Origin of the sequence: Nocardia sp. NPDC047654 (assembly GCF_043205035.1) — a bacterium.
Classification (GTDB): Bacteria; Actinomycetota; Actinomycetes; order Mycobacteriales; family Mycobacteriaceae; genus Nocardia.
On the sequence record NZ_JBIDDF010000010.1, the window covers coordinates 167,672 to 194,423 of the forward strand.

Here is a 26,752-nt window from a genome sequence, read left to right on the forward strand (position 1 = left end):
AGACGAGAAAACCGTGCCCTTGTCAGCCGATGACTGACAAGGGCACGGTTTACGTGATGTGCGCCATCAGGGACTCGAACCCCGAACCCGCTGATTAAGAGTCAGCTGCTCTGCCAATTGAGCTAATGGCGCGTGCTCCGTGTTCCGGTGCGGGACAAACCTTAACAGGCGGGGGCCGCAGAAGTGAAATCGTGCCCTGACCGGCCGCGATGTGATGCGCTCGCGGGCCGGTAACGCCGGGGATCGCCGGGTTGATCTACAGGTGGTAACGCTGCAGTGACGGACGAGGTGTTCACATTGGCCTGGACGTTACGCACTGGCAGAATGTCCGATTGTGGTTTCGATCGCCCGCGCCCACGGCGGGGTGACGCAGCGTAGCGGTCGGTATCCGAAGCCATCGGTGTGTCCTGGAGCACCGAGACTTTGAAACGGGGTTGGAAATGAGTGTTGGTCGAGGTCGGCAGAGACGCAAGCCGACCGCGCGGTGGTCCCTACGCACTGTCGCGGGACCGGTGATCGTCGTCGCGGTCGCCGCCTTGGCGCTGACGGGATGTTCGGCCTCCGACGCCACGGATGCGGCGCAGGCGGTCATCGACCGCAACCCCATCACCGAATTGATCAAGCCCAAGCTGCTGTCGCCGGTGAAGGACGGCGAGGTGGGGGTCTCGCCGGGCGTCCCGATGACGTTCAAGGTGGAAGACGGCAAGTTCACCGGTGTGAGCTTGGTCAGCCCGCAGGGCAAGTCGATCGAGGGCAAGCTCGCCGCCGACGGCCGGTCGTGGGAGACCACCGAGGTGCTCGGATACGGCAAGACCTACCGGTTGAAGGCCGACGCGATCGGCCTGGGCGGGGCGAACACCGCGACGCTGAGCTTCACCACGAGTTCGCCCGGTAACCAGACCAAGCCGTACCTGGTCCCCGGCGAGGGGGAGGTGGTCGGTATCGGCCAGCCGGTGGCCGTTCAGTTCGACGAGAACATCCCGGACCGGAAGGCGGCGCAGTCCGCCATCAAGATCACCACCGAGCCGCCGGTGGAGGGCGCGTTCTACTGGGTGAACAATCGCGAGGTGCGGTGGCGGCCGGAGCATTTCTGGGCGCCGGGGACGAAGGTCACCATCGACGTGAACGTCTATGGGCGTGATCTCGGTAACGGCTTGTACGGCCAGGACAACATCCACTCGTTCTTCACCATCGGCGACGCGGTGGTCTTCACCGCCGACGACAACACCAAGCAGGTGGTCGTCGAGCAGAACGGCCAGGTGATCCGCACCATGCCGACCTCGATGGGCAAGGACAGCACGCCCACCGACAACGGCATCTACATCGTCGCCGACCGGCACGAGAAGATCATCATGGACTCCTCGACCTACGGCGTGTCGGTCAGCTCGCCGGACGGGTACAAGACGCCGGTGGACTTCGCGACGCGACTGTCCTACAGCGGCATCTTCTTCCACTCGGCGCCGTGGTCGGTGGGTGCGCAGGGGTACAGCAACACCAGTCACGGCTGCCTGAACCTCAGCCCGGCGAACGCGCAATGGGTCTTCCAGAACGCCAAGCGCGGCGATATCACGATCGTGAAGAACACCGTGGGCGGCACCCTGTCCGGCGTGGACGGCCTGGGTGACTGGAACATCCCCTGGCCGGTCTGGAAGGCGGGCAACGCGGACGACAATCGCTGAGCCGAAGCAGGACGCCGAACGGGTCACCGGAGCGTAATCCGGTGGCCCGTTCGGCATTTCGGGGCTGTGTTCACGGCAGCATGTTGCAGCCCAACTGGGCGTCGCCCAGGATCGCGATCGCGCTGCCGGTCGCTGCGCACAGCAATTTGCTGCCCGCCGAACCGCTGCCCGCGGAGCCGGTGGTGGCCAGGCCGCCCGCCGATCCGCTCGACGCCGAGCCCGAGTCGGGCAGCGGCGGAAGCCCGATGCCCGCGGCCGCGGTTCCGCTGGATCCGGTGAGGAGGGTGGCGCCGACGAAGGCTGCGATAACCGCAGAACGCATCACGAGGTGTGTCTTTCTGATCGAACCGGGAGGCGCCCCAGCGACACCCTCCCACGTGGATCGCAGTCTACGGAGGCGTGGCGGATTCTGGACGATATTCGTTTCACATTGCGGCGGCGCGCGCCGGGGAATGGAACGAGCGCAAAGAAAAGCCCGGACGGCTCCGATTTCTCGGGGCCGTCCGGGCTCTTGGGGTGAGCGACGGGACTCGAACCCGCGACAGCCAGGATCACAACCTGGTGCTCTACCAACTGAACTACGCTCACCATCGCCGGTCAACAACCGGCGGGCTAGATATTAGCGTGTCAACCCGCCCACTCCCTAATCGGCGTCAGGCGAGCCGTTGACCTGGGCTGATTCGGCCCGCTCCGGAGCGAGTTCGGAGACCTCGGCGGCGATGGCGGCGATTTCGGTGGTGGAAGGGCCGGGCGGCGCGACGAACGCGGTCCGCCGGTAGTACTCCAGTTCCCGGATCGACTCCTGGATGTCGGCCAGCGCGCGGTGGCTCAGGCCCTTCTCCGGCTGGCCGAAGTAGATGCGCGGATACCAGCGGCGGCACAGCTCCTTGATCGAACTCACATCCACCATCCGGTAGTGCAGGTGGGCGTCGAGCAGGGGCATGTCCCTGGCGATGAAACCGCGGTCGGTGGCGATCGAGTTACCGGCCAGCGGCACGGTGCGTGGGGTGGGGATGTACTGGCGGATGTAGTCGAGCACCCGCTGCTCGGCCTCTTCCAGGGTGACGGTGGAGCGGCGGACCTCTTCGGTCAGGCCGGAGCGCGCGTGCATATCGGCGACCACCGCGGGCATCGCGGCCAGCGCGTCGTCGTCGGCGTGGATGACGATGTCCACGCCCTCGCCGAGGATGTTGAGATCGCTGTCGGTCACGAGCGCGGCCACCTCGATCAGCTTGTCGCTGTCCAAGCGCAGGCCGGTCATCTCGCAATCCATCCACACCATGTATTTGTCGGACACCCGTGCAACATTAGCCGGGCCGAGGTCCCGAGCAGGCGGTACGGCGCGGCAACCGTGAAGCCGCCGATGCGGCCATGAACCTGACCGGCGGGGATACAGTTTCTTCCAGATCGGCACCCGGCGTTTTCGGTGCGACAGCAAACACTGCGTGAAGCAGTTCGAGTCGAGCCAGGACGGAGGACGTGCGATGACCACCCCTCAGGAGAAGGCGGCCGCGGCGCGCAAGGCGGCCGACGAGGCGGCGCGGGTCGCGGCCGAGGCGGCCGCTGCCGCGGAAGCCGCCGAACGCGAACTGGCCGAACAGACGGTCGCCGACGAGGCGGGAGCAGGTTCGTCCGTGGCGCGAGACGAGCCGTCCGGAGAGCGGAAAGACGGCTCCGCCGCGCAAGAGATCGCCGCGGGCTACGTGTTCGAAGGACTCGCGCTGGAACTGGGCACCGTCGTGGTCGACGGAACGGTGGATCCCGCCGCCCGCGTCCGTATTCCGATGCCGATGTTGAACCGGCACGGGTTGGTCGCCGGGGCCACCGGCACGGGGAAGACGAAAACCTTGCAGGGCATCGCGGAGCAGCTGTCGAGTGCCGGTGTTCCGGTGGTGCTGGCCGACATCAAAGGCGACTTGTCCGGTCTGGCCGAGCCGGGACGATGGAGCGACAGGCTCGCCACACGCATCGCGGAGACTGCCGCCGCGGACTGGGCGCCGACCGGCTTCCCGACCGAGTTCGTCTCACTGGGCACCACCGGAGCCGGGCTGCCGATCCGCGCGACGATCAGCTCCTTCGGCCCGGTGCTGCTGAGCAAGGTGCTCGAGCTGAACGATACGCAGGAGTCCACCCTCGGCTTGATCTTCCACTGGGCGGACCGCAACGGCCTCGCACTGCTGGATCTGAAGGACCTGCGCGCCGTGATCACGCATCTGACCAGCCCCGAGGGCAAGGAGGATCTGAAGGGTATCGGCGGTGTCTCCGCGGCCACCGCGGGGGTGATCCTGCGCGCCCTGGTGAATCTGGAGGCCGACGGCGGCGACACGTTCTTCGGCGAGCCCGAACTCGACCCGGCCGACCTGGTGCGGGTCGTGGACGGGAAAGGGGTGATCACGCTCTTCGAGTTCGGCGCACAGGCGGCGCGGCCGGTGATGTTCTCCACCTTCCTGATGTGGGTGCTCGCCGACCTGTTCCAGACGCTGCCCGAGGTCGGCGACGCGGACAAGCCGGCGCTGGTCTTCATCTTCGACGAGGCGCATCTGCTGTTCTCCGACGCCTCGAAGGCGTTCCTGGAGCAGGTGGAGCAGACCGTCAAGCTGATCCGGTCCAAGGGGGTTGGCGTGTTCTTCTGCACCCAGCTGCCCACCGACATCCCGAACCAGGTGCTGTCCCAGCTCGGCGCGCGCATCCAGCACGCCCTGCGCGCATTCACCCCGGACGACCAGAAGGCATTGGCGAAGACCGTCCGCACCTACCCCAGAACCGGCGTCTACGACTTGGAGCAGGCGCTGACCTCCCTCGGCACCGGCGAGGCGATCGTGACCGTGCTCTCCGAGCAGGGCGCGCCGACGCCGGTGGCCTGGACCAGACTGCGGCCGCCCCGGTCGCTGATGGACACCATCGGTGCGGACGCGATCAAATCGCGGGCGCTGTCCAGCCCGCTGGCCTCGAAGTACGCCCAGACCATCGACCGGGAGTCGGCCTACGAACTGCTCGCAGCGAAGATGGCCGCGGCGGCGCCGGAGGCGGAACCCGCTCCCGTGCCCGGCCGTGCGGCGACCCGCGAGGAAGAGGAGTCCGCCGCCGAGCGGATCATGAAAAACCCCGCGGTGCGCAGCTTCCTGCGTTCGGCGGCGAGCGCGGCAGGCCGCCAGATCACCCGCAGCCTGTTCGGCACCAGGCGCCGCTGAGCGAGGTCAGCCGCCGAGTTTCTTGTAGAACGCGCCCGCGATGGGAGCGGTGACCGCGCGCGGGCCGTACTGGCCCGCCACGCTCATGCCCTTGCTGATCAGGCCGGGGACTACGCGCATCTTGTTGCGGGCGAGCGCGTCGATGGACACCTTCGCGGTGTACTCCGAGGAGACCCACATGAAGTCGGGCACCATCCGGTCGACGATGGAGGCGTCGGCGGGGTCCGGGAGCTCGGTGCGCACCGGGCCGGGCGCCAGCAGCGTGACGTGCACGCCGGAGCCCTTCAGCTCACCGCGCAGCGATTCGGAGAAGGTGTTGGCGAACGCCTTGCTCGCGGCATAGGTGGTGTTGTTCGGGATCGGCATGTTGCCCGCGGCCGAGCCGCTGATCAGGATGCCGCCACTGCCCCGGGCCAGCATGCCCGGCAGCACGGCCAGGGTGAGATCGTGCACGGCGACGGCGTTGAGTTCCATCTGCGCGCGCTCGTAGGCCGGGTCGAGTTCGGCGACCGCGCCGAAGGTCGCGATGCCCGCGTTGTTGCACAGGATGGCGATGTCGCGGGCGGCCAGTTCCTCCACCAGCACGCCGCGCTGGTCGCGGTCGGCCAGGTCGACGGCGCGCACCTCGGCGGTGATGCCGTGGGCCAGGGTCAGCCGCTGCGCGAGCTCGGTGAGCAGCTCCTCGCGGCGGGCGACCAGGATCAGCGAGTAGCCGCGAGCGGCGAGGTCGGCGGCGAGCGCGCTGCCGATGCCGGAGGAGGCGCCGGTGACGACCGCGCGGTTCTCGGAGGTGGGGGAGGGCAGGCTCACCCCGTTCAGCCTAGGCGATGCCGCGCGAGAGGACGCCGACGGAGGCTGCCGGGCGATCCCGGCGAGGCGGTATTCCACGCCCCGGCAACGGCGACCGGGCATCCGGCCCGGCCGCCGCGCCCGGTCAGAGCCGTGCGGCCAGCCGGGTGCCCTGGTCGATGGCTCGTTTGGCGTCCAGTTCGGCGGCCAGCTCCGCGCCGCCGATGAGGTGCAGGCTGACGCCGGCGGCGCGCAGCGGGGCCTCCAGATCACGCACGGACTCCTGGCCCGCGCAGACGACGACGTTGTCGACCGGGATCAGCTGCGGCCGTTGCCGTTTCTCCCCGAAGCTGATGTGCAGGCCGTTGTCGTCGATGCGTTCGTAGTTGACGCCGCCGATCTGATCGACGCCCTTGGCCTTCAACGCGGCGCGGTGCACCCATCCGGTGGTCTTGCCGAGGTCTTTGCCGAACGCGGAGGTCTTCCGTTGCAGCAGAACGACTTCGCGTGCCGCGGGAGCAGGCCTCGGCGCGGTGAGCTGTCCGCGGACCTGCTCGTCGTCGGAGGTGACGCCCCACTCTTCCTTCCACTCGTCCAGCTTGAGCGTGGGATGACCTTCGACGGTGAGGAATTCGCTGACGTCGTAGCCGATGCCGCCCGCGCCGATCACGGCGACGCGCTTGCCGACCGGCTTCTCCTCCCGGACCAGTTCGGCGTAGGACAGCACCATGGGGTGGTCGATTCCGGGGATGTCGGGGATCCGCGGCCGCACACCGGTGGCGAGTACGACCTCGTCGTAGCCTCCGGCGATGAGTTCGTCGGCGCCGACCCGCTTGTTCAGGTGCACGGTGACGCCGGTGAGTTCGAGCATCCGGTGGTAGTAGCGGATCGACTCGCTGAATTCCTCTTTGCCGGGGATGCGGCGGGCGATGTCGAACTGGCCGCCGATCTTGTCGTCGGCTTCGAAGAGCTCGACGTGATGGCCGCGTTCGGCGAGGTTCACCGCCGCCGAAAGCCCGGCCGGTCCCGCGCCGACCACGGCGACGCGCTTGCCGCGGCGGGTCGGCAGCAGCTTCAGTTCGGTCTCGTGGCCCGCGCGCGGGTTGAGCAGACACGACACGGTCTTGCGCTGGAAGGCGTGGTCCAGGCAGGCCTGGTTGCACGCGATGCAGGTGTTGATCTCGTCGACGCGATCCTGCGCGGCCTTGTTCGCCCACTCCGGATCGGTGAGGAACGGGCGGGCCAGCGAAACGAGCTGCGCGTCGCCACGGGTCAGGATCTCCTCGGCCACTTCGGGCATGTTGATCCGGTTGGACGCGCACACCGGGATGCCGACCCGCGCGGTGATCTTCGCGGTGAACTCCACGAAGGCGGCGCGCGGCACCGAGGTCACGATGGTGGGCACCCGCGCCTCGTGCCAGCCGATGTCGGTGTTGAGGATGTTCACCCCGGCGGCTTCGAGTTCCCGGGCCAGCGCGACGATCTCGTCGAAGGTCTGCCCCTTCTCCACCAGCTCGGCCATGGACAACCGGAACACGATGATGAAGTCCGGGCCGACCGCGGCGCGGGTGCGGCGCACGATCTCCACCGCGATCCGCCGCCGGTTCTCCGGTGAGCCGCCCCACGCGTCGGTGCGCTTGTTGGTGCGCGGTGCGAGGAACTGGTTGATGAAATAGCCTTCACCACCCATGATCTCGCAGCCGTCGTAGCCGGCGAACTGGGCCAGCTTCGCGCAGCGGGCGTAGTCGTCGATGGTCCGCTCGATGCCTTTGGCCGAGAGCGCGCGCGGGCGGAACGGATTGATCGGCGCCTTGATCGACGATGCCGACACACTGCCAGGCATGTAGGAGTAGCGACCCGCGTGCAGGATTTGAATGGCGATCTTGCCGCCTTCGGCGTGCACCGCTTCGGTGATCGTCCGATGCCGGTATGCCTCGGTCTTGTTGGTCAGCTTGGCGCCGAAGGGCAGCAGCCAGCCCGCGCGGTTGGGCGCGTAGCCGCCGGTGATGATCAGGCCCGCGCCGCCGCGTGCGCGCTCGGCGAAGTAGGCGGCCAGCCTGTGGGTGTCCCAGGCGCGATCCTCCAGCCCGGTGTGCATCGACCCCATCACCACTCGGTTACGCAAGGTGGTGAAGCCGAGATCGAGCGGCTCGAACAAATGGGGGAAGGAACTCATCGGTGCGGTCGCCTTTCTCCGTCAATCCGCGTGCGGGGCTGTCGCGCGCGGGTGCAGTGCATGCAGTACTTCGTCGCACCATTCGACGAACCCCGACTCCACGCGGATACCCGCGCGCAGGACGAGGTACTGGTGCAGGGCCGTCCCGCCGAGCCGGTCGGGGGCGGGGAAGTCACGTTTCTCGATCTGCCGGTACAGCTCGAGTCGCTGGGCGTGCTGGTCGCGATGGCGGGCCACTTCGGCCCGCAACGCGGTGATGTCACCGTGGGCGGCGGCGCGGATCTTCACCGCGAGTTCGTTGCGCGGGGTACCGGAGTCGCCCGGTTCGGCGATCCAGCGCGCGAGTTCGGCGCGGCCCGCCTCGCTCACCGAGTACACCTTCTTGTCCGGCCTGCCCTCCTGGACCACCGACTCGCCGTCGATCCAGCCGGATTCCTCCATGCGTTTGAGGACGCGATAGATCTGCTGGTGGGTCGCGCTCCAGAAGTACCCGATGGACTTGTCGAAGCGCCGCGCCAACTCGTATCCCGAGCCGGCGCGCTCGGTCAGCGATACCAGCAACGCGTGCTCCAGTGCCATGCGGTGAGAATAGCCGTGACATTCGGTACTATGCAACTAAGTGCATAGCCGACTTCGGGTTCGCGGGCCGGAACTCGCTTCCACCGGACTCGAAGGGCCGCGCGCATTAAGCTGCGCGCATGACCGAGGTGAACGCCCGGGCGACAGTCGGGCAGGCCGCCGGGCGCGGGCAGGTGGTGGCGTGGGGGCTGTGGGACTGGGGGTCTTCGGCATTCAACGCCGTGATCCTCACCTTCGTGTTCTCCGTATATCTCACCGACAAGGTCGGCGACGACCTACCCGGCGGTGTCTCCGCCAGCGCGTGGCTGGGGTGGACGCTGGGCATCGCGGGCCTGGTCGTGGCGTTGACCGCGCCGGTCAGCGGACAGCGCTTCGACGCGTCCGCGAAACGCAAACGCTCCCTCGGTGCGCTGACCGCGCTGACCATCGCGGCGATGACGCTGATGTTCTTCGTGCACGACGACTATCGCGACCTGTGGCTCGGTCTGGCCCTGCTGGCATTCGCGTCGGCCTGTTTCGAATTGGCGAACGTGCCGTACAACGCGATGCTGCGACAGGTGTCCACGCCGGCGACGGTCGGCCGGGTCTCCGGATTCGGCTGGGCGATGGGCTATTTCGGCGGCATCTTCCTGCTGCTCATCTGCTACTTCGGCTTCATCTCCGGCGAGGGCGACAACCGCGGGCTGCTCGGCATGCCCACCGACGACGGACTCAACATCCGCCTGGTCGCCGTGCTGGCCGCCGTCTGGTTCGCCGCCTTCGCGCTGCCGGTTCTGTTCGCGGTCCCCGAACTGCCGCGCACCGATGCCGATCCCGGTGCGGCGAGCGCCGGATTCCTCGGCTCGTACCGGGTGCTGTGGCGCGACCTGCGCGAGCTGTGGCGCACCGACCGGCGCACGGTCGGCTTCCTGGTGGCCAGCGCCGTGTTCCGGGACGGTCTCGCCGGAGTGTTCACCTTCGGGGCGGTGCTCGCCGTGCGGGTCTACGGCATCGCCGACTCGGATGTGCTGCTGTTCGGCATAGCCGCCAATGTCGTTGCGGCGCTGGGCGCGATCGTCGCGGGGCGGTTCGACGACCGGGTCGGGCCGAAGATCGTCATCGTGGTGTCCCTGGCCGCCATGCTGGTGTGCGGACTGGCCCTGGCCGTGGTGTCCGGGCCGCTGATGTTCTGGATCTTCGGCTTGCTGCTGACCGTTTTCGTCGGACCAGCGCAGGCTGCGGCGCGCTCGTTCCTGACCCGCCTCGCACCGCCCGGACGCGAAGGCCAGCTCTTCGGCTTGTACACGACCACAGGGCGCGCGGTGTCCTTCCTCGCGCCGAGCCTGTTCGGCTTGTTCGTCTGGCTGTTCGACGCCGACCGCGCGGGTATAGCGGGCCTGCTGGTAGTGCTGGCGGCAGGGCTCGCGGTGCTGCTGCCGGTGCGGCCGCCGGATCCGGTCGCAGCGGAGCGTGACGACGCCGAGGAGTCGCGGCTCGCCGAGTGAGCGTGGCCGGCGGCCGAGTGAGAAGCGCGACGGCTGTCCGTCGCCGGATCAGCGCCGCTTCGGAGGACGCCAGCCGCCCATGCCGAGTGCGATCAACCGCATCTGCTGGACGGTGCGGTCGATGATGGTCTGCTCGTCGCGCGGTGCGGCCGACACGTAGGCGGCGATCCCGTCGGTCACGGTGGTGACCATGAGGTCGGCGGCGATTTCCAGGTCGCGTGGCGTCCAGGAGTCGAGGGCGCGGATGCGGGAGAGGTCGGCGACCAGTTCGCGCACGATCAGCTGGATCTCCCGGGCGATGGCCGTGCGCAGCGCCGCGGACCCGCCGTGGCGCTCCCTGGTCAGAAAGCCGAACAGCTCACGTTTCGGCCCCACCTGCGTGAACACGAAACGCACCGTGTCCGACAGGCTCGCGTCCGCGTTGCGGCGGACTTCGCGCAGCGCCAGCCGCAGCGCGGTGACGCCGTCGTCGACCAGGGTGGCGCCGAGGTCCTCCAGCGACGCGAAGTGCCGATAGAACGCCGTGGGCACGATGCCCGCCGAGCGGGCGATCTCTCGCAGGCTGAGTGCGGCGAATCCGCGCTCGGCAGCCAGCGCGAGGGTGCCGTCCAGGAGCGCCTGCCTGGTCCGCTCCTTGCGTTCGCCTCGGGTAGCTGCCTGCTCATTCATCCCGGTGAGCATACATCCGTTCACCATTCGACCTATCCCTAGATGTAGTTCGAGTCACATGTTTCGCCGGTTGACACCTAGCCCCCATCATCCGTCACACTAGTTTAGTGTACAGACGTGCACTGAAAATCGGTCGCACGTCGTCAGCCCGACAAGGCACGGAGTAACTAATGGTGGATCTCATCAACCTGGTGCAGACCCTGACCTCGCCACACCCGCTGGATCGGTATCTGGAACTGGTCCGCCCCACCCTCACGGTGCGGGACATGCGGGCCGAAATCACTCACGTGCGCCGCTCGGCGCCGGGTTCGGTCACGCTCACGCTGCGCCCGACCCGGCAGTGGAAGGGCCATGTCGCCGGACAGTACGTCCAGATCGGCGTGGTCATCGACGGTGTGCGGCACACGCGGTGCTATTCGCCGGTGAACCCGGAAGGCGGTCGGGATCGCACCATCCAGCTGACCGTCAAGGCGCACCCGGACGGCTTGGTGTCGCAGTACCTCTACCGCAACGCCACCCCCGGCATGGTGGTAGACCTGACCCCCGCCGACGGCGTGTTCCGGCTGCCCGAATCGCGACCGGAGCGCGTATTGCTGATCAGCGGCGGCAGCGGCATCACGCCGGTGCTGTCCATGCTGCGCACGCTCGCCGCGGAGGACCATCCGGGCGAGGTGGTGTTCCTGCACTACGCGAAGTCACCCGCGGTGCTGCCGCACCGAGCCGAACTGGACGCGATCGCGCAGCGGCACCCGAACTTCCGCATCGAGCTGCGGTATCCGCATCGCGTACCGGACCTGGCGCGGGTCGACCCCGACGCACCGTGGGTGGACCTGAACCAACCGAAGAACAGCGGATACTTCGACTACGACGAACTGGAGCGCGTGGCGCCGTGGTTCGCCGACGCGCAGACCTATGTCTGCGGCCCGCAGTCGCTGATGGACGCGGTGCGCACGATCTATCAGGCCGAGCAGCTGGAAGACCGGCTGCACACCGAGGAGTTCACCCTCTCGTTCGCCCCGGTCGACGCCGCGGACGCGCAGGGCACCGTGAGCTTCTCGGCCAGCGGCGTGAGCGCGCAGAACAACGGCGCCTCGCTGCTGGAACAGGCCGAATCCGCCGGGCTCAGCCCCGAGTACGGCTGCCGCATGGGGATCTGTTTCTCCTGCACCGCGGTGCGCCGCTCCGGCTGCACGCGCAATCTGCGCACCGGCGAGACCGACAGTGACCCCGACCAGCCGATCCAGCTGTGCATCAGCGCGCCGGTCGGCGACGTCGAGGTCGACATCTAATCGAAGAAGGGGAACCGATCATGACCATCCTGACCGAAACCGACAACGGACCGTTGGTCCTGAGCCCGGACCAGATCGAGGAACTCGGCCGCGAACTCGACGAGTTGCGCGCCGCGATCGTCGCCGACCTCGGCGAGCGCGACCGGGAATACCTGTACTCGATCATCAAGGCGCAGCGCGGCTTCGAGATCGCCGGGCGCGGCCTGATGTATCTCGGCTTCCTTCCGCCGGTCTGGTTGGCCGCGGTGGCCGCGCTGAGTGTGTCGAAGATCCTGGACAACATGGAGATCGGCCACAACGTGATGCACGGCCAGTACGACTGGATGCGCGAGCCAGGCCTGAATTCCCGTGTGTTCGAGTGGGACACGGTCTGCCCTGCCGACCAGTGGAAGCACTCGCACAACTACCTGCACCACACCTACACCAACATCCACAACAAGGACCGCGACATCGGCTACTCCATCCTGCGCATGGACGAGGCCCAGGAGTGGAACGTGCTGCGGCTCGGGCAGCCGCTGTACGCCTTCGTGCTCATGATGCTGTTCGAGTGGGGTGTGATGGGCCACGACCTCGAGGTCGAGAACATCCTGGCGGGCAAGAAGAAGTGGCCGGAGGTCAAGAAGCTGCTCCTCGGCCAGTGGCGCAAGGCCGGCAAGCAGGTGCTCAAGGACTACCTGGTGTTCCCCGCCCTGACCGGGCCGCTGTTCTTCCACACCCTGGCCGGTAACGTCACCGCCAACCTGGTGCGCAACGTGTGGGCCTTCGCCATCATCTTCTGCGGTCACTTCCCGACCGGCGTACAGACGTTCACCGAGGAGGAGACCGCGGACGAGACCCGCGGCGAGTGGTACATCCGGCAGATGCTCGGCTCGGCCAACATCAGCGGCAGCAAACTGTTCCATCTGATGTCCGGCAATTTGTCGCACCAGATCGAACACCACCTGTTCCCGGACCTGCCCGCGAGCCGTTATCCGGAGATGGCGCCGACTGTGCGCGCATTGTGTGAAAAGTACGGTTTGCCGTACAACACCGGCCCGCTCGGTAAGCAGATCGGGTCGGTGTGGAAGAAGATTTTCAAGCTCGCACTGCCGCCGCGCTGGGTCGAGAGCGAGCCGTCTCCCGGTGTTATCGTGATGCGACAGCGGCAGGCGAGCGAAGCGGGCGTGTGAATGATCGGGAAATTCGAAAGCAACAAAGATCTCATTCAGGAAATGACCTCCTCCGGCGCCAAGCATGTCGGCAATATCGCCGGCATCATCACGGGCACCGTCGCCGAGGTCACCCGGGAGATCGGTGAGTGGATCACCGACACGATCGAGATGCGGGAAGCGGCGGCCGCGGCTCGCCGGGACGCCGCGGCGCAGCGGGACCTCGATACCGATCTCGGCGACGAGGCCGAGGTCCCGGTCGAGAAGCCGCCGGTCAGCCGGACGGAAGAGTTCCTCGACGCCGAAGTCGTCGAACCCGGAGTCGACGAGCCGCGCTGATCACCACACCGGCAGCCGTCGCCGGTGCTCGGTGACGTCGGTGATCAGATCCTGGTAGCCGTCGATCAGTTCGGCCAGCCTCGTCCACCGCAGGTGGGCTTCCCCGTCCACCTGCGCCGGATGCGGCCCAGTCGTGACCTCGTCGCCCAAAGTGTGACGAGCCGCAACCCATTTCGCCGCGATTCGATCGATCACCGCCCCGAGCGTCTCGGTATGCAGCGAGGCGCCCTCCCGGTGCTGCACGTTGGCGGCTACCCAGGCGTCGATTCGTCCGATCCATTCGGCGCGGCAGCCGTCGATGTCCTCCAGCTGTCGGCTGCATGCCGCGACGCGCGCGCTGGACGCCCCCGGCGCGTGTGCTCGCTCGAGCGCCAGCTGCCGTCGCTCGTGGCAGTCGACGAGCATGCGCGCGGCGTGCAGCACGCTGTGCCGGTGCTGGTTCTCGCCGGCTTCGCGGAGCGCGCGCAGCAGTGCGGCGGCCGGTGGCAGTTCCTCGGCTCCGAGGCCGCGCTGAGCGTATTCGGTGGGCATGGCATACCTCCGGCGACGCGGCGAATCTTGGATGCGCCAGGGCCGAGGGGGATTTCGGGGAGGGGCGCCCCTCGGCTCCAGCGCAGTCCCGCATCCGGATGTCGTCCCACGGTCCACCAGCACGGCAGAGAAACCGGGAAATCCGCGACGATGCGAGAGAAGACGTCCGAGAAATCGGGACACTTTCAGGAAAGCGCGATAGCCGAATCCACGCAATACTCTGGTGTACGAATCCGAGAGCTGCCGGGAAATCGTTATGTTCCGTTACGGATCGGTCAACCGGCCCTGCGCAGGGGTGGTGTGCTCTCGAATTGTTCGAGCGCATGCGCGGCAACCCGATTCGACCCGAGCGCTGCGCACCCGCGTCCGATCGGCTAACCTCGGTCTTCGTGCCCGCCTACGTGTCATCGCCCGAGTTGACATTCGGCTTCATGTTCGCACTGGAAGACCCTGAGCGAATCGCCGAGGTCGTGCGCAATCTGATCGTCCGGAAGACCGTCTCGGTCTTCCGTCTGGCCCGGCTGTCCGATGACGACGGCCCGCCGGAGCGCTACGTGGTCAACTGGGCGGTCATCCCGCAGATCTCGATCACCACCAGCGCGCCGGATCACGAGGAACTGCGCGCCAACCGCACCATGCTGGTCAACGCCTTCCTCAGTGAGGACGGCGAGGTCAGCCTGTATTCGGCGCAGTCGAACGGACCTGCCTGACCAGGCCGTCCCGGCCGGCACGCACCCGGGACGGCCCGCTCGATCAGCCGACCGGGACCGGTGCGTCGAGCCGTCCGGAACGGGCGAGCGCGAACAATGCCGCCGCCGCGACCGTGCCGACGGCGACCAGCGCCGCCCACGCCAGTGCGCTGGGACCGGCCTCGCGCGTGGCATCCAGCAGCGTTCCGATGCCCAGATTCCCGAGCAGGATGCCGACGCCGACGATCGTGTTGTAGAGGCCGTAGTGCGTCGCCACCAGGTGGTTGCCCGACAGTGCGACCACGGTGTCCATCTCGAACGGAAAGACCGCTGCCGCACCGATTCCCAGGACGACCGCGGTCAGCAGCAGCGCACCGATCGCAGGCCACACGCCCCAGCCGGTGCCCGGGATCACCGCCAGCGGTACGAACGCGAACGCGAGAATCGCCATACCCAGTGCCAGGCTGTGCGCGCGGCCCCAGCGCTGCCCGAACCAGCGGGTGATGCGCAGCTGCCCGGCGATAGCGATCAACCCGGACAGCACGAACACCGCGGTCATCAGCGCGGTCGCCGAGTCGCCCGCGATCCGTGCCGCGTGCACGGGCAATGCGAGGTAGACCTGGAAGGCCAGCACCGAGGAACTGATCATCGCCGAGGCGAACAGCAGGAACGGGCGGTTGGCCAGTACGACGCGCCAATCGTCCAGAACGGACGTGGTTTTCGGTGCGGCCGTGTGCTGCGGGAGCGCGCGTAACTGGGCCAGCGTCAGCGCGCCGAACACCACCGCGGCGCCCGTGGCGGTCGCGCGGAAGTCGACGGCCATCAGCGCGAGCCCGACGATCGGGCCGAGCAATATGCCCGCCTGATAGAAGACGTTGAACACGGCGAACGCCTCCACCCGGCGCGACCCCGAGTCCACCGCCAGATACGCGCGGACCGCGGGATTGAACAGCGCGCCCGCGAAACCGGTCGCGGCCGACGCGACCAGCAGCGCCGGGAGCGTATCCGCGACCGCCAGCAGCGCGAAACCGCCTGTGCGCATCAGGCATCCGGTCACGATCAGCGGTTTGTAGCCGAGTCGATCGGCCAGCGTGCCGCCGAGCAGGAACATGCCCTGCTGGGCGAAGTTCCGGATGCCGAGGACCAGCCCGACCGCCCACGCTGCCAGCCCGAGCGGGCCTGTCAGGTAACCGGCCAGGTAGGGCATCAGCATGTAGAACCCGGTGTTGATGGCGAACTGATTGACCATCAGCATGCGGCTTGGGCGGTTGAAGCCGCGGAAGGTGGCGATCAGCTCGGTCATCGCGTCCGCTCCGCATCGGCGCCATCGCGGGGATCGACGACCGTCGTGCAGCGCGTCCACGAGTCGACGACGGCGTCGGCCGGATGCGCGATGCGCAGGGGTGCGGCGGGCGGCGCGACGCCGAACAAGCCGTGCGCACGGCAGTACTCGTCGTTGTAGACGGTGTCGAAATAGCGCAGCGGGCCGTCGGGGAAGATCGCGGCGATCCGTGTGGCCGGATCGCTGGTGCGGGCCAGCCAACCGGCGACCAAGGTAACGGCGCCGACGCTCCAGCCGCCGCTGGCATGGTGTGTCGCGGCGAGCCTGCGGCAGGCCCACACCGCTTCCGCGGGCGCGACCCAGTGAACCTCGTCGAACGCCGGATAGTCGACATTGCCCGGATGAATACTCGACCCCAGCCCGCGCATCAGCCGCCGTCCCGCGGGCTGGCCGAAGATCGTGGACGCCACGGCGTCGACGCCGACCAAACGCAGGTGCGGGAAGTAGCGGCGCAGCGTGCGCGCGATTCCGGCGGAATGGCCGCCCGTGCCGACCGAGCAGACCAGCACATCGATCCGGCCCAGCTGGGCCACCAGCTCGAGCGCCAGGGTTTCGTAGGCGTCGCGGTTGTCGGGGTTGCGGTACTGGTCGGGGCACCAGGCCCGGGGGTCCCGGGCCAGCAGTTCGGCGACGCGGTCGCGGCGCGCCTGCTGCCAGCCGCCGGTCGGGTGCGGCTCGGCGACCAGTTCTATCCGCGCACCGTAGGCCGCGAGCATGCGGTGCATGAGTGGTTCCAGGCCGGGGTCGGTGACCAGTGTGACCGGGTGGTGATACACCATGCCCGCCAGCGCGAGGCCCAGACCGAGCGTGCCGCTGGTCGATTCGATGATCGGCGCGCCCGGTGCGAGGTCGCCGCGCGCGATGGCGCGCTCGACCATGTGCAGCGCGGGCCGGTCCTTCATCCCGCCGGGATTGGCGCCTTCGAGCTTGGCCCAGAAGCCGCGGCCCTCCGGTGGCGTGGTGTCACCCAGCGGTTCGGTGATCCAGAGGACCGGCGTGTTGCCCACCATGGTGTCCGGACGCGGACAGCGCTGGGCGGTGGTCAGGAGACTCGCCGGGCTCGCGAGCGGTGTCGAGGGACGGGTCTGCGGCTCGCGCGGAGCGGGATCGGGCACAGCCGGGTTCTGCAGCGCAGAAGTCATGGGGAATCGTCGATTCTGTGCGGTCGCTACTGGTAGCGACGGTGTGAGTGCGGACTTCGCACGAACACCGGCCGGGCCCCGGCAGGCTCCGGCCTGACGCTGACCGATCAGTTCCGATCGATGCCGAATCGAGTGAGTTTGTCTCTGCCCGGCCACACCGGGATGGCCGCGATCGGGGGCGCGCGCACGCCGCCACCGAACACGGACGCGGGCGCCGCAAGCCACACCGTCATGCACGCGACCAGCGACAACAGCAGCAGCGAGACAGCGCGCGGCAGGGCGGCAGGCACCCCGTCGGCGGGCACGTGCCGGTCCGGCTCCGCGGTGTGCTGGTGCAGGTCGGCCCGAATCGCGGGCGAGGCCACCAGCGGGCCGGACGCTTCGATGTGGGCGTGCGGCGCGACCGCATGGGTGAAGACGTGGCACTGCGGCACCGCCATGGCAACCACCCAGACGGTGTACGCGAGAGCCACGATCACCCGGGTCACCGGTAGTCGCAGCGCGCCGAACGTCACGATTCCCGATGGTACAAGTCGCGGCCCGCGAGGCTCAGTGGTGGGAAACGAGAGTGCCGTACCGGCGCGTGATTCGAGCCGATTCGACTGCGGCGCAAGCTTCACCGTTCGCCGGAGCCGTCGTGCACCCCTATTTCGTTGGCGTGTCGGTATCGGATGGTGTCGTTCGCGGACAGCTGGATACGCGACAATCAGTACACCTGTACTGGTTGTGGCTTGGATCACAGCAACCGTGAGGAGTGTCGATCATGGACCTCGAGAAGCCCGTCGTGCCGCCCGGCCCTATTCGTGTGCGCGGCGATCTGGACCCCGCGCTGTCGCGGTGGCTGTGGCTGGTCAAGTGGCTATTGGCGATACCGCACTATGTCGTTTTGTTCTTCCTGCATATCGCGTACGCGGTGCTCACGGTCGTCGCCTTCTTCGCGATCTTGATCACCGGCCGGTATCCGCGGGGGCTGTTCGACTTCAACGTCGGCGTGATGCGCTGGGGGTGGCGGGTGATGTTCTACGCGCTCTCGGTGCTGGGCACGGACAAGTACCCGCCGTTCGGCCTGAAGCAGGACGAGAATTATCCGGCCGATCTGGAGATCGACTATCCGGACACGTTGCATCGCGGCCTGGTGCTGGTGAAGTGGTGGCTGTTGGCCATTCCGCACTATCTGATCGTCGGCGCGGTGGTGAGCGGCGGCGTCCTGGTCGGGGGTGGTGACGACTGGGGCGGCGCTTCGATCTCATTGCTGAGCATTCTGCTGATCGTCGCGTTGATCGCGTTGCTGTTCACGGCGCGTTATCCGCAGGGCGTCTACGACTTCGTGATGGGTCTCAATCGCTGGATCATCCGCGTGCAGGCCTACGCCGGTTTGATGCGCGACGAGTACCCGCCGTTCCGGCTCGACCAGGGCGCCCGCGAGACCGACTGACGCCATACCGACGCCCCCGTCGAATCCGCCCGCGAGGTCAGCGGGCGGATTCGTACAGCCGCCGGACCACGTCCTCGATCTCGGGCTCCTCGATCGAGAGGTCCCGCACTTCGGCGCGGTCCGATACCGCGGCCAGCAGCTGCGCGGCCGTGATTCGTTCCGGATCGAAGGCCAGCCGTTGCCGCATGCCGTCGCCTTCGGTGCCCAGCAGCTGGGCAGAGGGAAGATCGTCGAGGTCGGGCGCCGGTTCGGCCAAGTCGACCACCAGGACCCGGCGCGCCCCGACGGTGACCGCCAAGCCGGTGAGCGACCCGTCGTAGACCAGGCGTCCGTGATCGGCGACGAGCACACGCTCGCAGAGCCTTTCGATATCGCCCATGTCATGGGTGGTGAGCAGCAGGGTGGTCCCGCGCTCTGCGCGCTCGGCCCGGAGGAACTCGCGCAACCGTTGTTTCGACAGCACGTCGAGGCCGATCGTGGGCTCGTCGAGGATCACCAGCTCGGGCGAATGCAGCAGGGCAGCGGCGACTTCCGCGCGCATGCGCTGGCCGAGCGAGAGCTGGCGCACCGGTGTGTCGAGGGTGTCGGCCATTTCCAGTTGCTCGATCAGTTCGTGTGCGCGCTCGCGTGCGGCATCCGGCGCCAATCGGTGGATCGCGGCGAGGATCGAGAACGATTCGCGCAGCGGCAGATCCCACCACAGCTGGGAGCGCTGGCCGAACACCACCCCGATCCGGCCGGCCAGTTCGCGTCGCTGCCGCACCGGGTCCAGCCCGCAGGTACGCACGGTGCCGGAGGTGGGCACCAGGATGCCGGTGAGCATCTTGATCGTGGTGGACTTGCCGGCACCGTTGGCGCCGATGTAGCCGACGGCGGCGCCCCGCTCGATCCGGGCGGTCATCCCGTCGACCGCGGTGAGCGTTTCACGGCGTCTGCGCCAGCGGCGGCCGTTCTTGCGATACAGGATGAACTGCCTGGTGAGGTCCACCATATCGATGATCGCCTCCGGGCCGGGGCGCCGGCTCGTTCTCATCCTCCGCCTCCCTGATAGTGCCGAGTGCCCGAACGCCACAGACCGAGCGCCAGCAGCCAGACCCACAGCGCCGCCACCGGAGTCAGCCAGGCCAGCCAGGCGGGCAGCAGCGGCGGGCCGGGCAGGCGCAGCAGCGCGAGGGTGGGCAGGTAGGCCGTGAACGCGACCGGAATCGCGAACCCGAAAAGCAATCGCATGGGGGTGGGGAACACCGAAGCGGGTTGTGTCGCCGCGAACGAGCCGCCATAGGTGAAGCTGTTGGTGAGCTCGGAGCCGTCGATCAGATAGAACTGCAACCCCGCGGCGCAGACGAACACGCCGCCGAACAGCGCGATACCGCCGAGGAGCGTGAGGGCGAGCAGCGCGGCCGTGGTCGCGTCGCAGGCGATGTCGTTGCGCACCAAGCCCGCCGCCAACGCGACGATCGAGACGGACGCGCGCGCGAACCTGCGCAGCGAGACATCGCTGGTGATCAGTTGCAGCAGCAGCGGTTGCGGTCGCAGATGATAGGCGTCGAGCTGGCCCATCCTGATCAGGACCGGCAGCGTGTCGAGGTGGCCGAACAGCACCTGGGACAGTGCGAAACTCGTGTTGCTCAATCCGAACAGCAATAGTGCGCCGTCCAGATCCAGTCCGCCGAGGACGCGCGCGGCGCGGAAGATCAGCCAGACTTCGGCCAACTCGACCAGGCCGACCAGGAGGGCGCTCAACAGCTCACTGACGAAGGACAATCGGTAACTGCGCTGTGCGCGGATCCTGGAGCGCAACACCGCGACGTAGGGTGTCGACCACGACCCGGCACGCGCAGCGGCGCCCTCAACCACCTTGCACCTCCAGCCTGCGCCGGCCGGTGATCAGCAGCACGCGCCCGGCGATCCCGGCCACCAGCACCCAGAACATCTGAACGCCGACGACGGATAGCGCTTCCGCACCGGTGATCCGGCCGGAGAGCACGTCGATCGGAGACTGCAGGATCGAGGGGAAGGGTGTGGCGGCCGCGAGCGCGCCCAGCCACGCGGGGAACATGTGCACCGGGACGAAGAGCCCGGCCAGGAAGGTCCCGCCGGTGTAGTACAGCACCCGGATGCCGCGGGTCTCCACGACCCAGAATCCGATCAGCACCACGATGAACCGGCACAGGAACGAAATCACCACGGCCAGTAGGACACTCACCGCCCCGAGCAGATAGGGGCCGGCCGAGACCGGCATCACCAGCCCGAAGGTGAGCGTGCCCACCAGCACGCTCGGTATGCCGCGCGGCAGAAAGGTGCATGCCGCTCGCCCGAGATCGTCCGCGAGATAACCGCATTGGATATCGACAGGACGCAGGAAATCGATGGCGATGTCACCGTTCTTCACCCGATCATCCAGTGGTCCGAGGGATCCCATGAATTGCAACGCACCGAGCAGCCCCTGTGACAGCCATACGTAGGCGCCGATGCTGCCCCGGTCGTACCCGCCGAAGTCACCGCCGGCGTCTACCGCCGCGGCGAGGACGGCCGCGCGGACGAACCCGAACACACAGTTGGTGAACAGTCCCGCGAACATCGCCGCTTTGTATTGCCACTGTCTGCGGAATCCGGCGCCCATGAGCGATGCGTAGAGGGCGACGGCGCTGCGAAATCGTTCCCCCGACGGCACGCTGTCCGCCCCCCTCCGGTCTCCCGCGCACAAGGAGTCAACCCTACCGGCCCAGGTGAGCACGGGAAAGGCTTCTGCGCTGTTTGGGGGAAAAGGCCACCATCCAGGCGTCGCGGATGTTAGAAACACTGTCACTTCAGATTGTGGAGCGCTCGCGCACGACGAGTAAGGATCGCCGATGACCGTCGCCGAGATGACTGTTTTCGAGGCACTCGAATCCAACGTGCGCGGGTATTGTCGCTGCTGGCCCGCGGTCTTCGACACCGCCAGCGGAGCCTGGCTGCGCGATGAGGCCGGCAAGGAATACCTGGATTTCTTCGCCGGGGCGGGATCGCTCAACTACGGTCACAACAACCCCGTGCTCAAGCGGGCGCTGCTGGACTACATCGCGGGCGACGGCATCACCCACGGCTTGGACATGTCCACCGTCGCCAAGCGGCGGCTGCTGGAAACGCTGCGCGACAACGTCTTCGGCCCGCGCGGCTTGGACTGGAAAGTCCAGTTCCCCGGGCCGACCGGAGCGAACGCGGTCGAGGCCGCGTTGAAGCTCGCCCGCAAGGTCACCGGGCGGCAGACCGTGCTGAGCTTCACCAACGCCTTCCATGGCATGTCGCTGGGCGCGCTCGCGGTCACCGGAAACGCCGCCAAGCGGTCCGGCGCGGGGGTGCCGCTCGCGCATGCCATGCCCATGCCCTACGACGGATACCTCGGCATCGCCGACGACCTGCTCTGGATGCGCAGGGCGCTGGACGATCCGTCTTCCGGTCTGGACAAACCGGCCGCGGTGATCGTGGAGACGGTGCAGGGCGAAGGGGGCATCAATGTGGCCCGCGTGGAATGGCTGCGCGGGCTGGCCGAGTTGTGTTCGGCCCGCGGCATCCTGCTGATCGTCGACGACGTCCAGATGGGCTGCGGCCGTACCGGGCCGTTCTTCTCCTTCGAGGTCGCCGGGATCACGCCCGACATCGTGACGTTGTCGAAGTCGATCGGGGGTTACGGCCTGCCGATGGCGTTGGTGATGTTCAAGCCGGAACTCGATCAGTGGGCGCCCGGCGAGCACAACGGCACCTTCCGCGGCAACAACGCGGCATTCGTCACCGGTCGTGTGGCGCTCGAGCACTATTGGTCGGATTCCGCGCTGGAACTCGCAACCCTCGCCAAGGGGGAGCGGATCGCACAGGCGCTCGATGGGCTGGCGGAGGCGTTCGACGGGGTCTCGGCGCGCGGACGCGGCCTGGTGCACGGCGTCGTCTTCGAGGACGCGTCACTGGCGGAGAAGGTCGGCCAGGCCGCGTTCGACCGTGGACTGCTCGTGGAGACCTCCGGCTCGGCGGACGAGGTGATCAAGCTCATGCCGCCCCTGACGGTCACCGACGACGAGATCGATCACGGCATTCGCCTGTTGACCGGAGCGATGGAGGCGGTCTGCGGTTGACGTGTTGCGGAAATCTCACAGCGCTGCTGATGGAACGGTGAGGGGCGAGTAATCGCGCTGCGATGAAGGCAAACGAGCCGCGACGCCGCACTAATCCGGACGCAACAGTCCGGTGGTGTCCTGGTAGTCATGCGAATGCCCTCCTGGCTCGGGAAGAGCAAGACAACCAGCATCTACGACAAGGTCGGCGGTCACGAGGCGCTCGAGGTCGTCGTGGAAGACTTCTACACTCGCGTACTCGCCGACGGTGAATTGGCCGGGTTCTTCACCGGCACGAACATGTCGCGGTTGAAGGGGAAGCAGGTCGAGTTCTTCGCGGCGGCCCTGGGCGGTCCCCTCCCGTACACCGGCGCTCCGATGAAACAGGTGCACCAGGGCCGGGGCATCACCATGCATCACTTCGGTCTGGTGGCGGGACACCTGGAGGCCTCGCTCACCGCGGCCGGGGTGCCCGCCGACCTGGTCGCCGAGATCCTGGGTGCCGTGGCCCCGCTGGCCGACGACATCGCTTCCTCGCCCGCGAAGATTTGAGGTTTGGCGGGCGCTCGCGCTGGTCGGCGGCGGGCAGTGGCGCGGTGTCCGCCCCTGCAACCGGCCCGCAAGTCTCGCAGGAACTTCGGCTCGATCGCGATCACTGCCCGCCGTCGAAATGCGCGGGAGGAGAATCTTCGAGTGTTTGAGCTTCGCGCTCCCTGGGTAATAGCACTGGAGACCCGCATAGCTGCAGGTCTCCAGTGTGCTGCGCCCCCGGCAGGAATCGAACCTGCGACCTAGGGATTAGAAGGCCCTTGCTCTATCCAACTGAGCTACGGAGGCAGCGGGTTCCACGATGGCCGACATTGGCCGTGCTGTCCAGCGGGTCGATTATAGCGACCGTCCAGGTGGTCGAACTCTTAGCGTTAGCAACGTTTCAGCCATCCCGAGACAGTAGGTGACGTGCCGGTGGTGATCCGCGGTCAGGATATCGGTACAAACCCGACCGGGCCACGGATTACTCGCCGAACTACGCTCAGTCGTATGTCGTCCGCCCCCACCTCGTCCGCCGCTCCCGAAGCCGAGGCTGTCCGGTCCGGGGCGACGTTCACGACGGTCACCGCGCTGGCCGGCGCCATCGCGGCCGTGGTCGCGGCACTGGTGGTGGGGCTGTCGGCGGCGCAGGCGCTGAGTCTTCTCGGCATCCCCGACCCGGGCGTGGCGACCACCTACGGCCTGCCCGCGGTGCGGGCGCTCGCCGATCTGGCGGCGGCCCTGACGGTCGGTTCGCTGCTCTTCGCGGCGTTCCTCGTGCCGCCGCAGCGCAACGGACTGCTGGACGTCGGCGGATATCGGGCGGTGCACCGGGCATCGAACTTCGCGGTGGTCTGGGCATGCTGCGCGGCGCTGCTCGTGCCGCTCACGGTCTCGGACACCACGGGCCGGCCGGTCGGGGAAGTGCTGCGGCCCGACGGTCTGTGGCGGGCGATCGGTCAGATCGAGCTGGCCGGGGCCTGGCGCACGACCGTCGTCTTCGCGCTGATCGTCGCGGTCGGCTGCCGGCTCGCGCTGCGCTGGGGCTGGACTCCGGTGCTGCTCGGCGGCGCGATCGCGACCATGATGCCGCTGGCGTTGACCGGGCATTCGTCCTCGGGCGGGTCGCACGACGTGGCGACCAACAGCCTGATCCTGCACCTGGTGGGGTCCGCCGTCTGGGTCGGCGGCCTGTTCGCGGTGCTGGCGCATGCCTTGCGCGGCGGCGCGTACACCGACCTGGCGGCGCGGCGCTTCTCGCTGACCGCCACGGGGGCGTTCGCGGTCATCGCGGCCAGCGGCGTGATCAACTCCTGGGTCCGGGTGCCGCTGGACGAGCTGTTCAGCAGCACCTACGGCAGGCTGGTGCTCGCCAAGGCCGCCGCGCTGGCGGTGCTCGGCGCGTTCGGTTATCTCCAGCGCCGCGCCGCCTTGCCCGCCCTCGCGGCCGATCCCCGCGACCGCTCGGCGCTGGTCCGCTACGCGGGCGTCGAGGTGCTGATCTTCGCCGCGACCATCGGCCTCGCGGTCGGGCTCGGCCGCACGCCGCCGCCACCCCCGGATTCCGTTCCGACCCCCGTCGAAGTGGAGCTGGGCTACGACCTGGCCGGGCCGCCCAGCGTCGCCCGCATGATGTTCGACTGGCGGTTCGATCTGATCTTCGGAACGCTGTCGGTCGTGCTCGCGGTGCTGTATCTGCTGGGCGTGCGGCGACTGCGAGCGCGGGGTGACACGTGGCCTGCCGGGCGGACGCTGGCCTGGCTGTCCGGCTGCGTGGTGCTGCTCGTCGCCACGTCCTCCGGCGTCGGCCGGTACTCGCCCGCGATGTTCAGCGTGCATATGGGAGCGCACATGGCGCTGTCGATGCTCGCCCCGATCCTGTTCGCGCTGGGTGGCGCGGTGACGCTCGCGTTGCGCGCGCTGCCTCCGGCGGGCCGCGGCGGCGTGCCCGGCCCCCGGGAATGGCTGCTGGCCGCCGTGCACAACCCGGTGTCGCGTTTTCTGACCCACCCGATCGTGGCCTCGGCGATCTTCGTCGCGGGGTTCTACGCGCTGTATCTGGGCGGCATCTTCGACGCCTACGCCGACTCGCACGCCGCGCATCTGCTGATGAACACGCACTTCCTGCTCAGCGGTTACCTGTTCTACTGGGTGGTGATCGGCATCGACCCCAAGCCGAGGCAGGTCGAACCGCTGACCAAGCTCGCCATGGTGTTCGGCTCGCTGCCGTTCCACGCGTTCTTCGGCGTCGCGCTGATGAGCACGACCACGGTGCTCGGCGGCTGGTTCTACCGCGGCCTCGGGCTCGGCTGGAACGGCGATCTGCTCGGCGACCAGCGCACCGGCGGCAGCCTCGCCTGGGCGAGCGGTGAGGTCCCTCTGGTGGTGGTGATGCTTGCCTTGCTGATCCAATGGTCGCGCAGCGACAAGCGGCTCGCGCAACGCACCGATCGGGCCGCCGAACGCGACAACGACGCCGCACTCGCCGCATACAACGCGATGTACGCCGAACTGGCCAAGCGAGATGGAGAAGTGCGTAAGTGAGTGAACGCGCCACCGTGGTCTCCCCACACAGACCGGTCGGGCGGGTGGAACGGTCGCACGTGCGATCCGCGCGCAAGCGGCTGGCGGGGCAGATCCGCAAGACGCCGGTCTTCCACACGTCCGTGGCGAGCCCGTCCGGTCCGGTGCCGGTGACGATGAAGCTCGAGCATCTCCAGCACGGCGGGACGTTCAAGGTCCGCGGCAGCCTCAACGCGCTGCTGGAGTCGGGCGAGGAGGCCGATCAGGTCGTGATCGCCTCCGGTGGCAACGCCGGTATCGCGGCCGCACTCGCCGCCGCGCGACTGGGTAAGTCGTGCACGGTCGTCGTCCCGGAGACCGCCCCGCACACCAAGGTCGCCGCGATGTGGTCGCACGGCGCCGATGTGCTCTGGCACGGCACCACCTATGCGGAGGCCTTGGGTCACGCGGCCGAGCTGGCCGCCGAACGCGACGCGCTGCTGCTGCACGGCTACGACCTGCCCGCGGTGGTCGCGGGCATCGGTGTGGTCGGGCTGGAACTCGAAGAGCAGGTGCGCGGTCGGCCGCCGGTGCTGGCCGCGGTGGGCGGCGGCGGACTCGTCGCCGGGATCGCGGCGGCGGTCGGGCGCCGTCAGCAGGTCATCGGGGTGGAGCCCGAGGGCGCCGCGATCCTGCGCGCGGCGTTGACGGCGGACCATCCCGTGGACATCGTCGGGTCCGGGCTCACCGTCGACGCGCTGGGCCCGACGCGGATCGGCGATATCGCCCTCGACGTCTCACGCCGGCACGGGGTGCGGTCGCTGCTGGTCAGCGACGACGCGATCAGCGCGGCGCGCGAGTATCTGTGGCGCGAATTCCGCATCCTGGTGGAACTGGCCGGCGCGGCGGCGCTGGCCGCGGTGCACAGCGGAGCCTATGTTCCCGAGCCGGACGAGCGCCCGGTCATCGTGCTCTGCGGCGCCAATACCGACGTGGCGGTGTTTTGATCTCCCCTGCGTGAAATGCCCACTCTTCACAACTCGGCAAGCTGTGCACATTCCCGGATCGGCTCGCTCGGCGCCCGCGGATCGGCGCACCCTGGAAGAGCCTCCTGGAGGGGGAGGAGATTCCGGGCAGGCCCGGATCCGAATG

The 26,752-nt window shown here is 68.1% G+C and carries 25 protein-coding genes and 3 tRNA genes; 12 read left to right on the forward strand and 16 right to left on the reverse strand.

All coding sequences use genetic code 11. The features are described 5' to 3' along the window. Positions 1-59 precede the first annotated feature (59 nt). Positions 60-132, reverse strand: a tRNA-Lys gene (locus tag ACGF7Y_RS24090). Between the two features lie 308 nt (positions 133-440). Between ACGF7Y_RS24090 and ACGF7Y_RS24095 the strand changes: the two genes are divergently transcribed. Then, a complete protein-coding gene (locus ACGF7Y_RS24095) occupies positions 441-1,679 on the forward strand; it encodes an Ig-like domain-containing protein (RefSeq protein WP_393236812.1) in 1,239 nt (412 codons plus the stop codon). A gap of 70 nt (positions 1,680-1,749) precedes the next feature. On the opposite strand, the gene ACGF7Y_RS24100 is transcribed toward ACGF7Y_RS24095, so the two are convergent. The 3 genes from ACGF7Y_RS24100 to orn form a co-directional block, all read right to left on the reverse strand. Beyond that, positions 1,750-2,001, reverse strand: a complete 252-nt coding sequence (locus ACGF7Y_RS24100; RefSeq protein ID WP_062975680.1) for a hypothetical protein — start codon at positions 1,999-2,001, stop codon at positions 1,750-1,752. Between the two features lie 190 nt (positions 2,002-2,191). After that, positions 2,192-2,267 (reverse strand) — tRNA-His (locus tag ACGF7Y_RS24105). Between the two features lie 55 nt (positions 2,268-2,322). Continuing rightward, complete coding sequence (gene orn / locus ACGF7Y_RS24110; RefSeq protein ID WP_393236813.1) at positions 2,323-2,976, reverse strand: oligoribonuclease; 654 nt, start codon at positions 2,974-2,976, stop codon at positions 2,323-2,325. A gap of 187 nt (positions 2,977-3,163) precedes the next feature. On the opposite strand from orn, the gene ACGF7Y_RS24115 reads away from it, so the two are divergent. Then, complete coding sequence (locus ACGF7Y_RS24115) at positions 3,164-4,870, forward strand: helicase HerA-like domain-containing protein (protein ID WP_393236814.1); 1,707 nt, start codon at positions 3,164-3,166, stop codon at positions 4,868-4,870. 6 nt (positions 4,871-4,876) lie between these two features. Here the strand turns inward: ACGF7Y_RS24115 and cmrA are convergent, their stop codons facing one another. The 3 genes from cmrA to ACGF7Y_RS24130 form a co-directional block, all read right to left on the reverse strand. Continuing rightward, a complete protein-coding gene (gene cmrA / locus ACGF7Y_RS24120; protein WP_393236815.1) occupies positions 4,877-5,680 on the reverse strand; it encodes a mycolate reductase in 804 nt (267 codons plus the stop codon). 124 nt (positions 5,681-5,804) lie between these two features. Further along, the gene (locus ACGF7Y_RS24125; protein ID WP_393236816.1) at positions 5,805-7,835 is read right to left on the reverse strand and encodes an FAD-dependent oxidoreductase; all 2,031 of its coding nucleotides are present in this window, start codon (positions 7,833-7,835) and stop codon (positions 5,805-5,807) included. 21 nt (positions 7,836-7,856) lie between these two features. Next, complete coding sequence (locus ACGF7Y_RS24130; protein WP_393236817.1) at positions 7,857-8,414, reverse strand: PadR family transcriptional regulator; 558 nt, start codon at positions 8,412-8,414, stop codon at positions 7,857-7,859. A gap of 119 nt (positions 8,415-8,533) precedes the next feature. Here ACGF7Y_RS24130 and ACGF7Y_RS24135 point away from each other — a divergent pair, with 119 nt between their 5' ends. Next, positions 8,534-9,898, forward strand: coding sequence for an MFS transporter (locus ACGF7Y_RS24135; protein ID WP_393236818.1), 1,365 nt, complete (start codon positions 8,534-8,536; stop codon positions 9,896-9,898). Between the two features lie 48 nt (positions 9,899-9,946). Here ACGF7Y_RS24135 and ACGF7Y_RS24140 read toward each other — a convergent pair whose 3' ends face one another. Beyond that, positions 9,947-10,567: a TetR family transcriptional regulator gene (locus ACGF7Y_RS24140; protein WP_357042814.1), complete on the reverse strand. Its 621-nt coding sequence runs from the start codon at positions 10,565-10,567 to the stop codon at positions 9,947-9,949. 170 nt (positions 10,568-10,737) lie between these two features. Here ACGF7Y_RS24140 and ACGF7Y_RS24145 point away from each other — a divergent pair, with 170 nt between their 5' ends. Genes ACGF7Y_RS24145 through ACGF7Y_RS24155 form a run of 3 tightly spaced genes read left to right on the forward strand, consistent with a single transcriptional unit; the run spans position 10,738 to position 13,343 of the window. Next, positions 10,738-11,856: a ferredoxin reductase gene (locus tag ACGF7Y_RS24145; protein ID WP_393236819.1), complete on the forward strand. Its 1,119-nt coding sequence runs from the start codon at positions 10,738-10,740 to the stop codon at positions 11,854-11,856. Between the two features lie 20 nt (positions 11,857-11,876). Beyond that, positions 11,877-13,025, forward strand: a complete 1,149-nt coding sequence (locus ACGF7Y_RS24150) for an acyl-CoA desaturase (RefSeq protein ID WP_357042808.1) — start codon at positions 11,877-11,879, stop codon at positions 13,023-13,025. A 42-nt stretch (positions 13,026-13,067) separates the two neighbouring features. Beyond that, a complete protein-coding gene (locus ACGF7Y_RS24155) occupies positions 13,068-13,343 on the forward strand; it encodes a hypothetical protein (RefSeq protein ID WP_245548852.1) in 276 nt (91 codons plus the stop codon). On the opposite strand, the gene ACGF7Y_RS24160 is transcribed toward ACGF7Y_RS24155, so the two are convergent. Next, positions 13,344-13,874 (reverse strand): DUF4254 domain-containing protein, encoded by a 531-nt coding sequence (locus tag ACGF7Y_RS24160; protein WP_393236820.1) that lies wholly within the window; start codon positions 13,872-13,874, stop codon positions 13,344-13,346. Between the two features lie 431 nt (positions 13,875-14,305). On the opposite strand from ACGF7Y_RS24160, the gene ACGF7Y_RS24165 reads away from it, so the two are divergent. Next, positions 14,306-14,584, forward strand: coding sequence for a hypothetical protein (locus ACGF7Y_RS24165; RefSeq protein ID WP_210750904.1), 279 nt, complete (start codon positions 14,306-14,308; stop codon positions 14,582-14,584). A 43-nt stretch (positions 14,585-14,627) separates the two neighbouring features. On the opposite strand, the gene ACGF7Y_RS24170 is transcribed toward ACGF7Y_RS24165, so the two are convergent. The 3 genes from ACGF7Y_RS24170 to ACGF7Y_RS24180 all read right to left on the reverse strand — a co-directional run bounded on the left by ACGF7Y_RS24170 (position 14,628) and on the right by ACGF7Y_RS24180 (position 17,562). Then, entirely contained in the window at positions 14,628-15,866 is a 1,239-nt protein-coding gene (locus ACGF7Y_RS24170) for an MFS transporter (protein ID WP_393236821.1), read from the reverse strand. After that, a complete protein-coding gene (locus tag ACGF7Y_RS24175; RefSeq protein ID WP_393236862.1) occupies positions 15,863-16,915 on the reverse strand; it encodes a PLP-dependent cysteine synthase family protein in 1,053 nt (350 codons plus the stop codon). Before ACGF7Y_RS24175 ends, ACGF7Y_RS24170 begins: the two co-directional genes overlap by 4 nt. A 239-nt stretch (positions 16,916-17,154) precedes the next feature. Beyond that, positions 17,155-17,562, reverse strand: a complete 408-nt coding sequence (locus ACGF7Y_RS24180) for a hypothetical protein (RefSeq protein ID WP_393236822.1) — start codon at positions 17,560-17,562, stop codon at positions 17,155-17,157. 248 nt (positions 17,563-17,810) lie between these two features. Here ACGF7Y_RS24180 and ACGF7Y_RS24185 point away from each other — a divergent pair, with 248 nt between their 5' ends. Next, positions 17,811-18,482, forward strand: coding sequence for a DUF4389 domain-containing protein (locus ACGF7Y_RS24185; RefSeq protein ID WP_393236823.1), 672 nt, complete (start codon positions 17,811-17,813; stop codon positions 18,480-18,482). A gap of 37 nt (positions 18,483-18,519) precedes the next feature. Here the strand turns inward: ACGF7Y_RS24185 and ACGF7Y_RS24190 are convergent, their stop codons facing one another. The 3 genes from ACGF7Y_RS24190 to ACGF7Y_RS24200 are packed head-to-tail and all read right to left on the reverse strand — an operon-like array spanning position 18,520 to position 21,105. Further along, entirely contained in the window at positions 18,520-19,515 is a 996-nt protein-coding gene (locus tag ACGF7Y_RS24190; protein WP_393236824.1) for an ATP-binding cassette domain-containing protein, read from the reverse strand. Then, positions 19,512-20,339 carry an ABC transporter permease gene (locus ACGF7Y_RS24195; RefSeq protein ID WP_393236825.1) on the reverse strand — a complete coding sequence of 276 codons (828 nt, stop codon included), beginning with the start codon at positions 20,337-20,339 and terminating at the stop codon, positions 19,512-19,514. Before ACGF7Y_RS24195 ends, ACGF7Y_RS24190 begins: the two co-directional genes overlap by 4 nt. Beyond that, the gene (locus tag ACGF7Y_RS24200; RefSeq protein ID WP_393236826.1) at positions 20,332-21,105 is read right to left on the reverse strand and encodes an ABC transporter permease; all 774 of its coding nucleotides are present in this window, start codon (positions 21,103-21,105) and stop codon (positions 20,332-20,334) included. Before ACGF7Y_RS24200 ends, ACGF7Y_RS24195 begins: the two co-directional genes overlap by 8 nt. Positions 21,106-21,334: 229 nt before the next feature. Here ACGF7Y_RS24200 and ectB point away from each other — a divergent pair, with 229 nt between their 5' ends. Continuing rightward, entirely contained in the window at positions 21,335-22,591 is a 1,257-nt protein-coding gene (ectB, locus tag ACGF7Y_RS24205) for a diaminobutyrate--2-oxoglutarate transaminase (protein WP_393236827.1), read from the forward strand. A gap of 129 nt (positions 22,592-22,720) precedes the next feature. After that, positions 22,721-23,122, forward strand: coding sequence for a group 1 truncated hemoglobin (locus ACGF7Y_RS24210; RefSeq protein WP_062975714.1), 402 nt, complete (start codon positions 22,721-22,723; stop codon positions 23,120-23,122). Between the two features lie 211 nt (positions 23,123-23,333). Here ACGF7Y_RS24210 and ACGF7Y_RS24215 read toward each other — a convergent pair. Further along, positions 23,334-23,407, reverse strand: a tRNA-Arg gene (locus ACGF7Y_RS24215). Between the two features lie 201 nt (positions 23,408-23,608). On the opposite strand from ACGF7Y_RS24215, the gene ACGF7Y_RS24220 reads away from it, so the two are divergent. Together ACGF7Y_RS24220 and ACGF7Y_RS24225 are read left to right on the forward strand one after the other, a co-directional pair. After that, positions 23,609-25,642 carry a cytochrome c oxidase assembly protein gene (locus tag ACGF7Y_RS24220; protein ID WP_393236828.1) on the forward strand — a complete coding sequence of 678 codons (2,034 nt, stop codon included), beginning with the start codon at positions 23,609-23,611 and terminating at the stop codon, positions 25,640-25,642. Beyond that, positions 25,639-26,607, forward strand: coding sequence for a serine/threonine dehydratase (locus tag ACGF7Y_RS24225; RefSeq protein ID WP_393236829.1), 969 nt, complete (start codon positions 25,639-25,641; stop codon positions 26,605-26,607). The genes ACGF7Y_RS24220 and ACGF7Y_RS24225 overlap by 4 nt, the downstream gene beginning before the upstream one ends. Positions 26,608-26,752 lie beyond the last annotated feature (145 nt).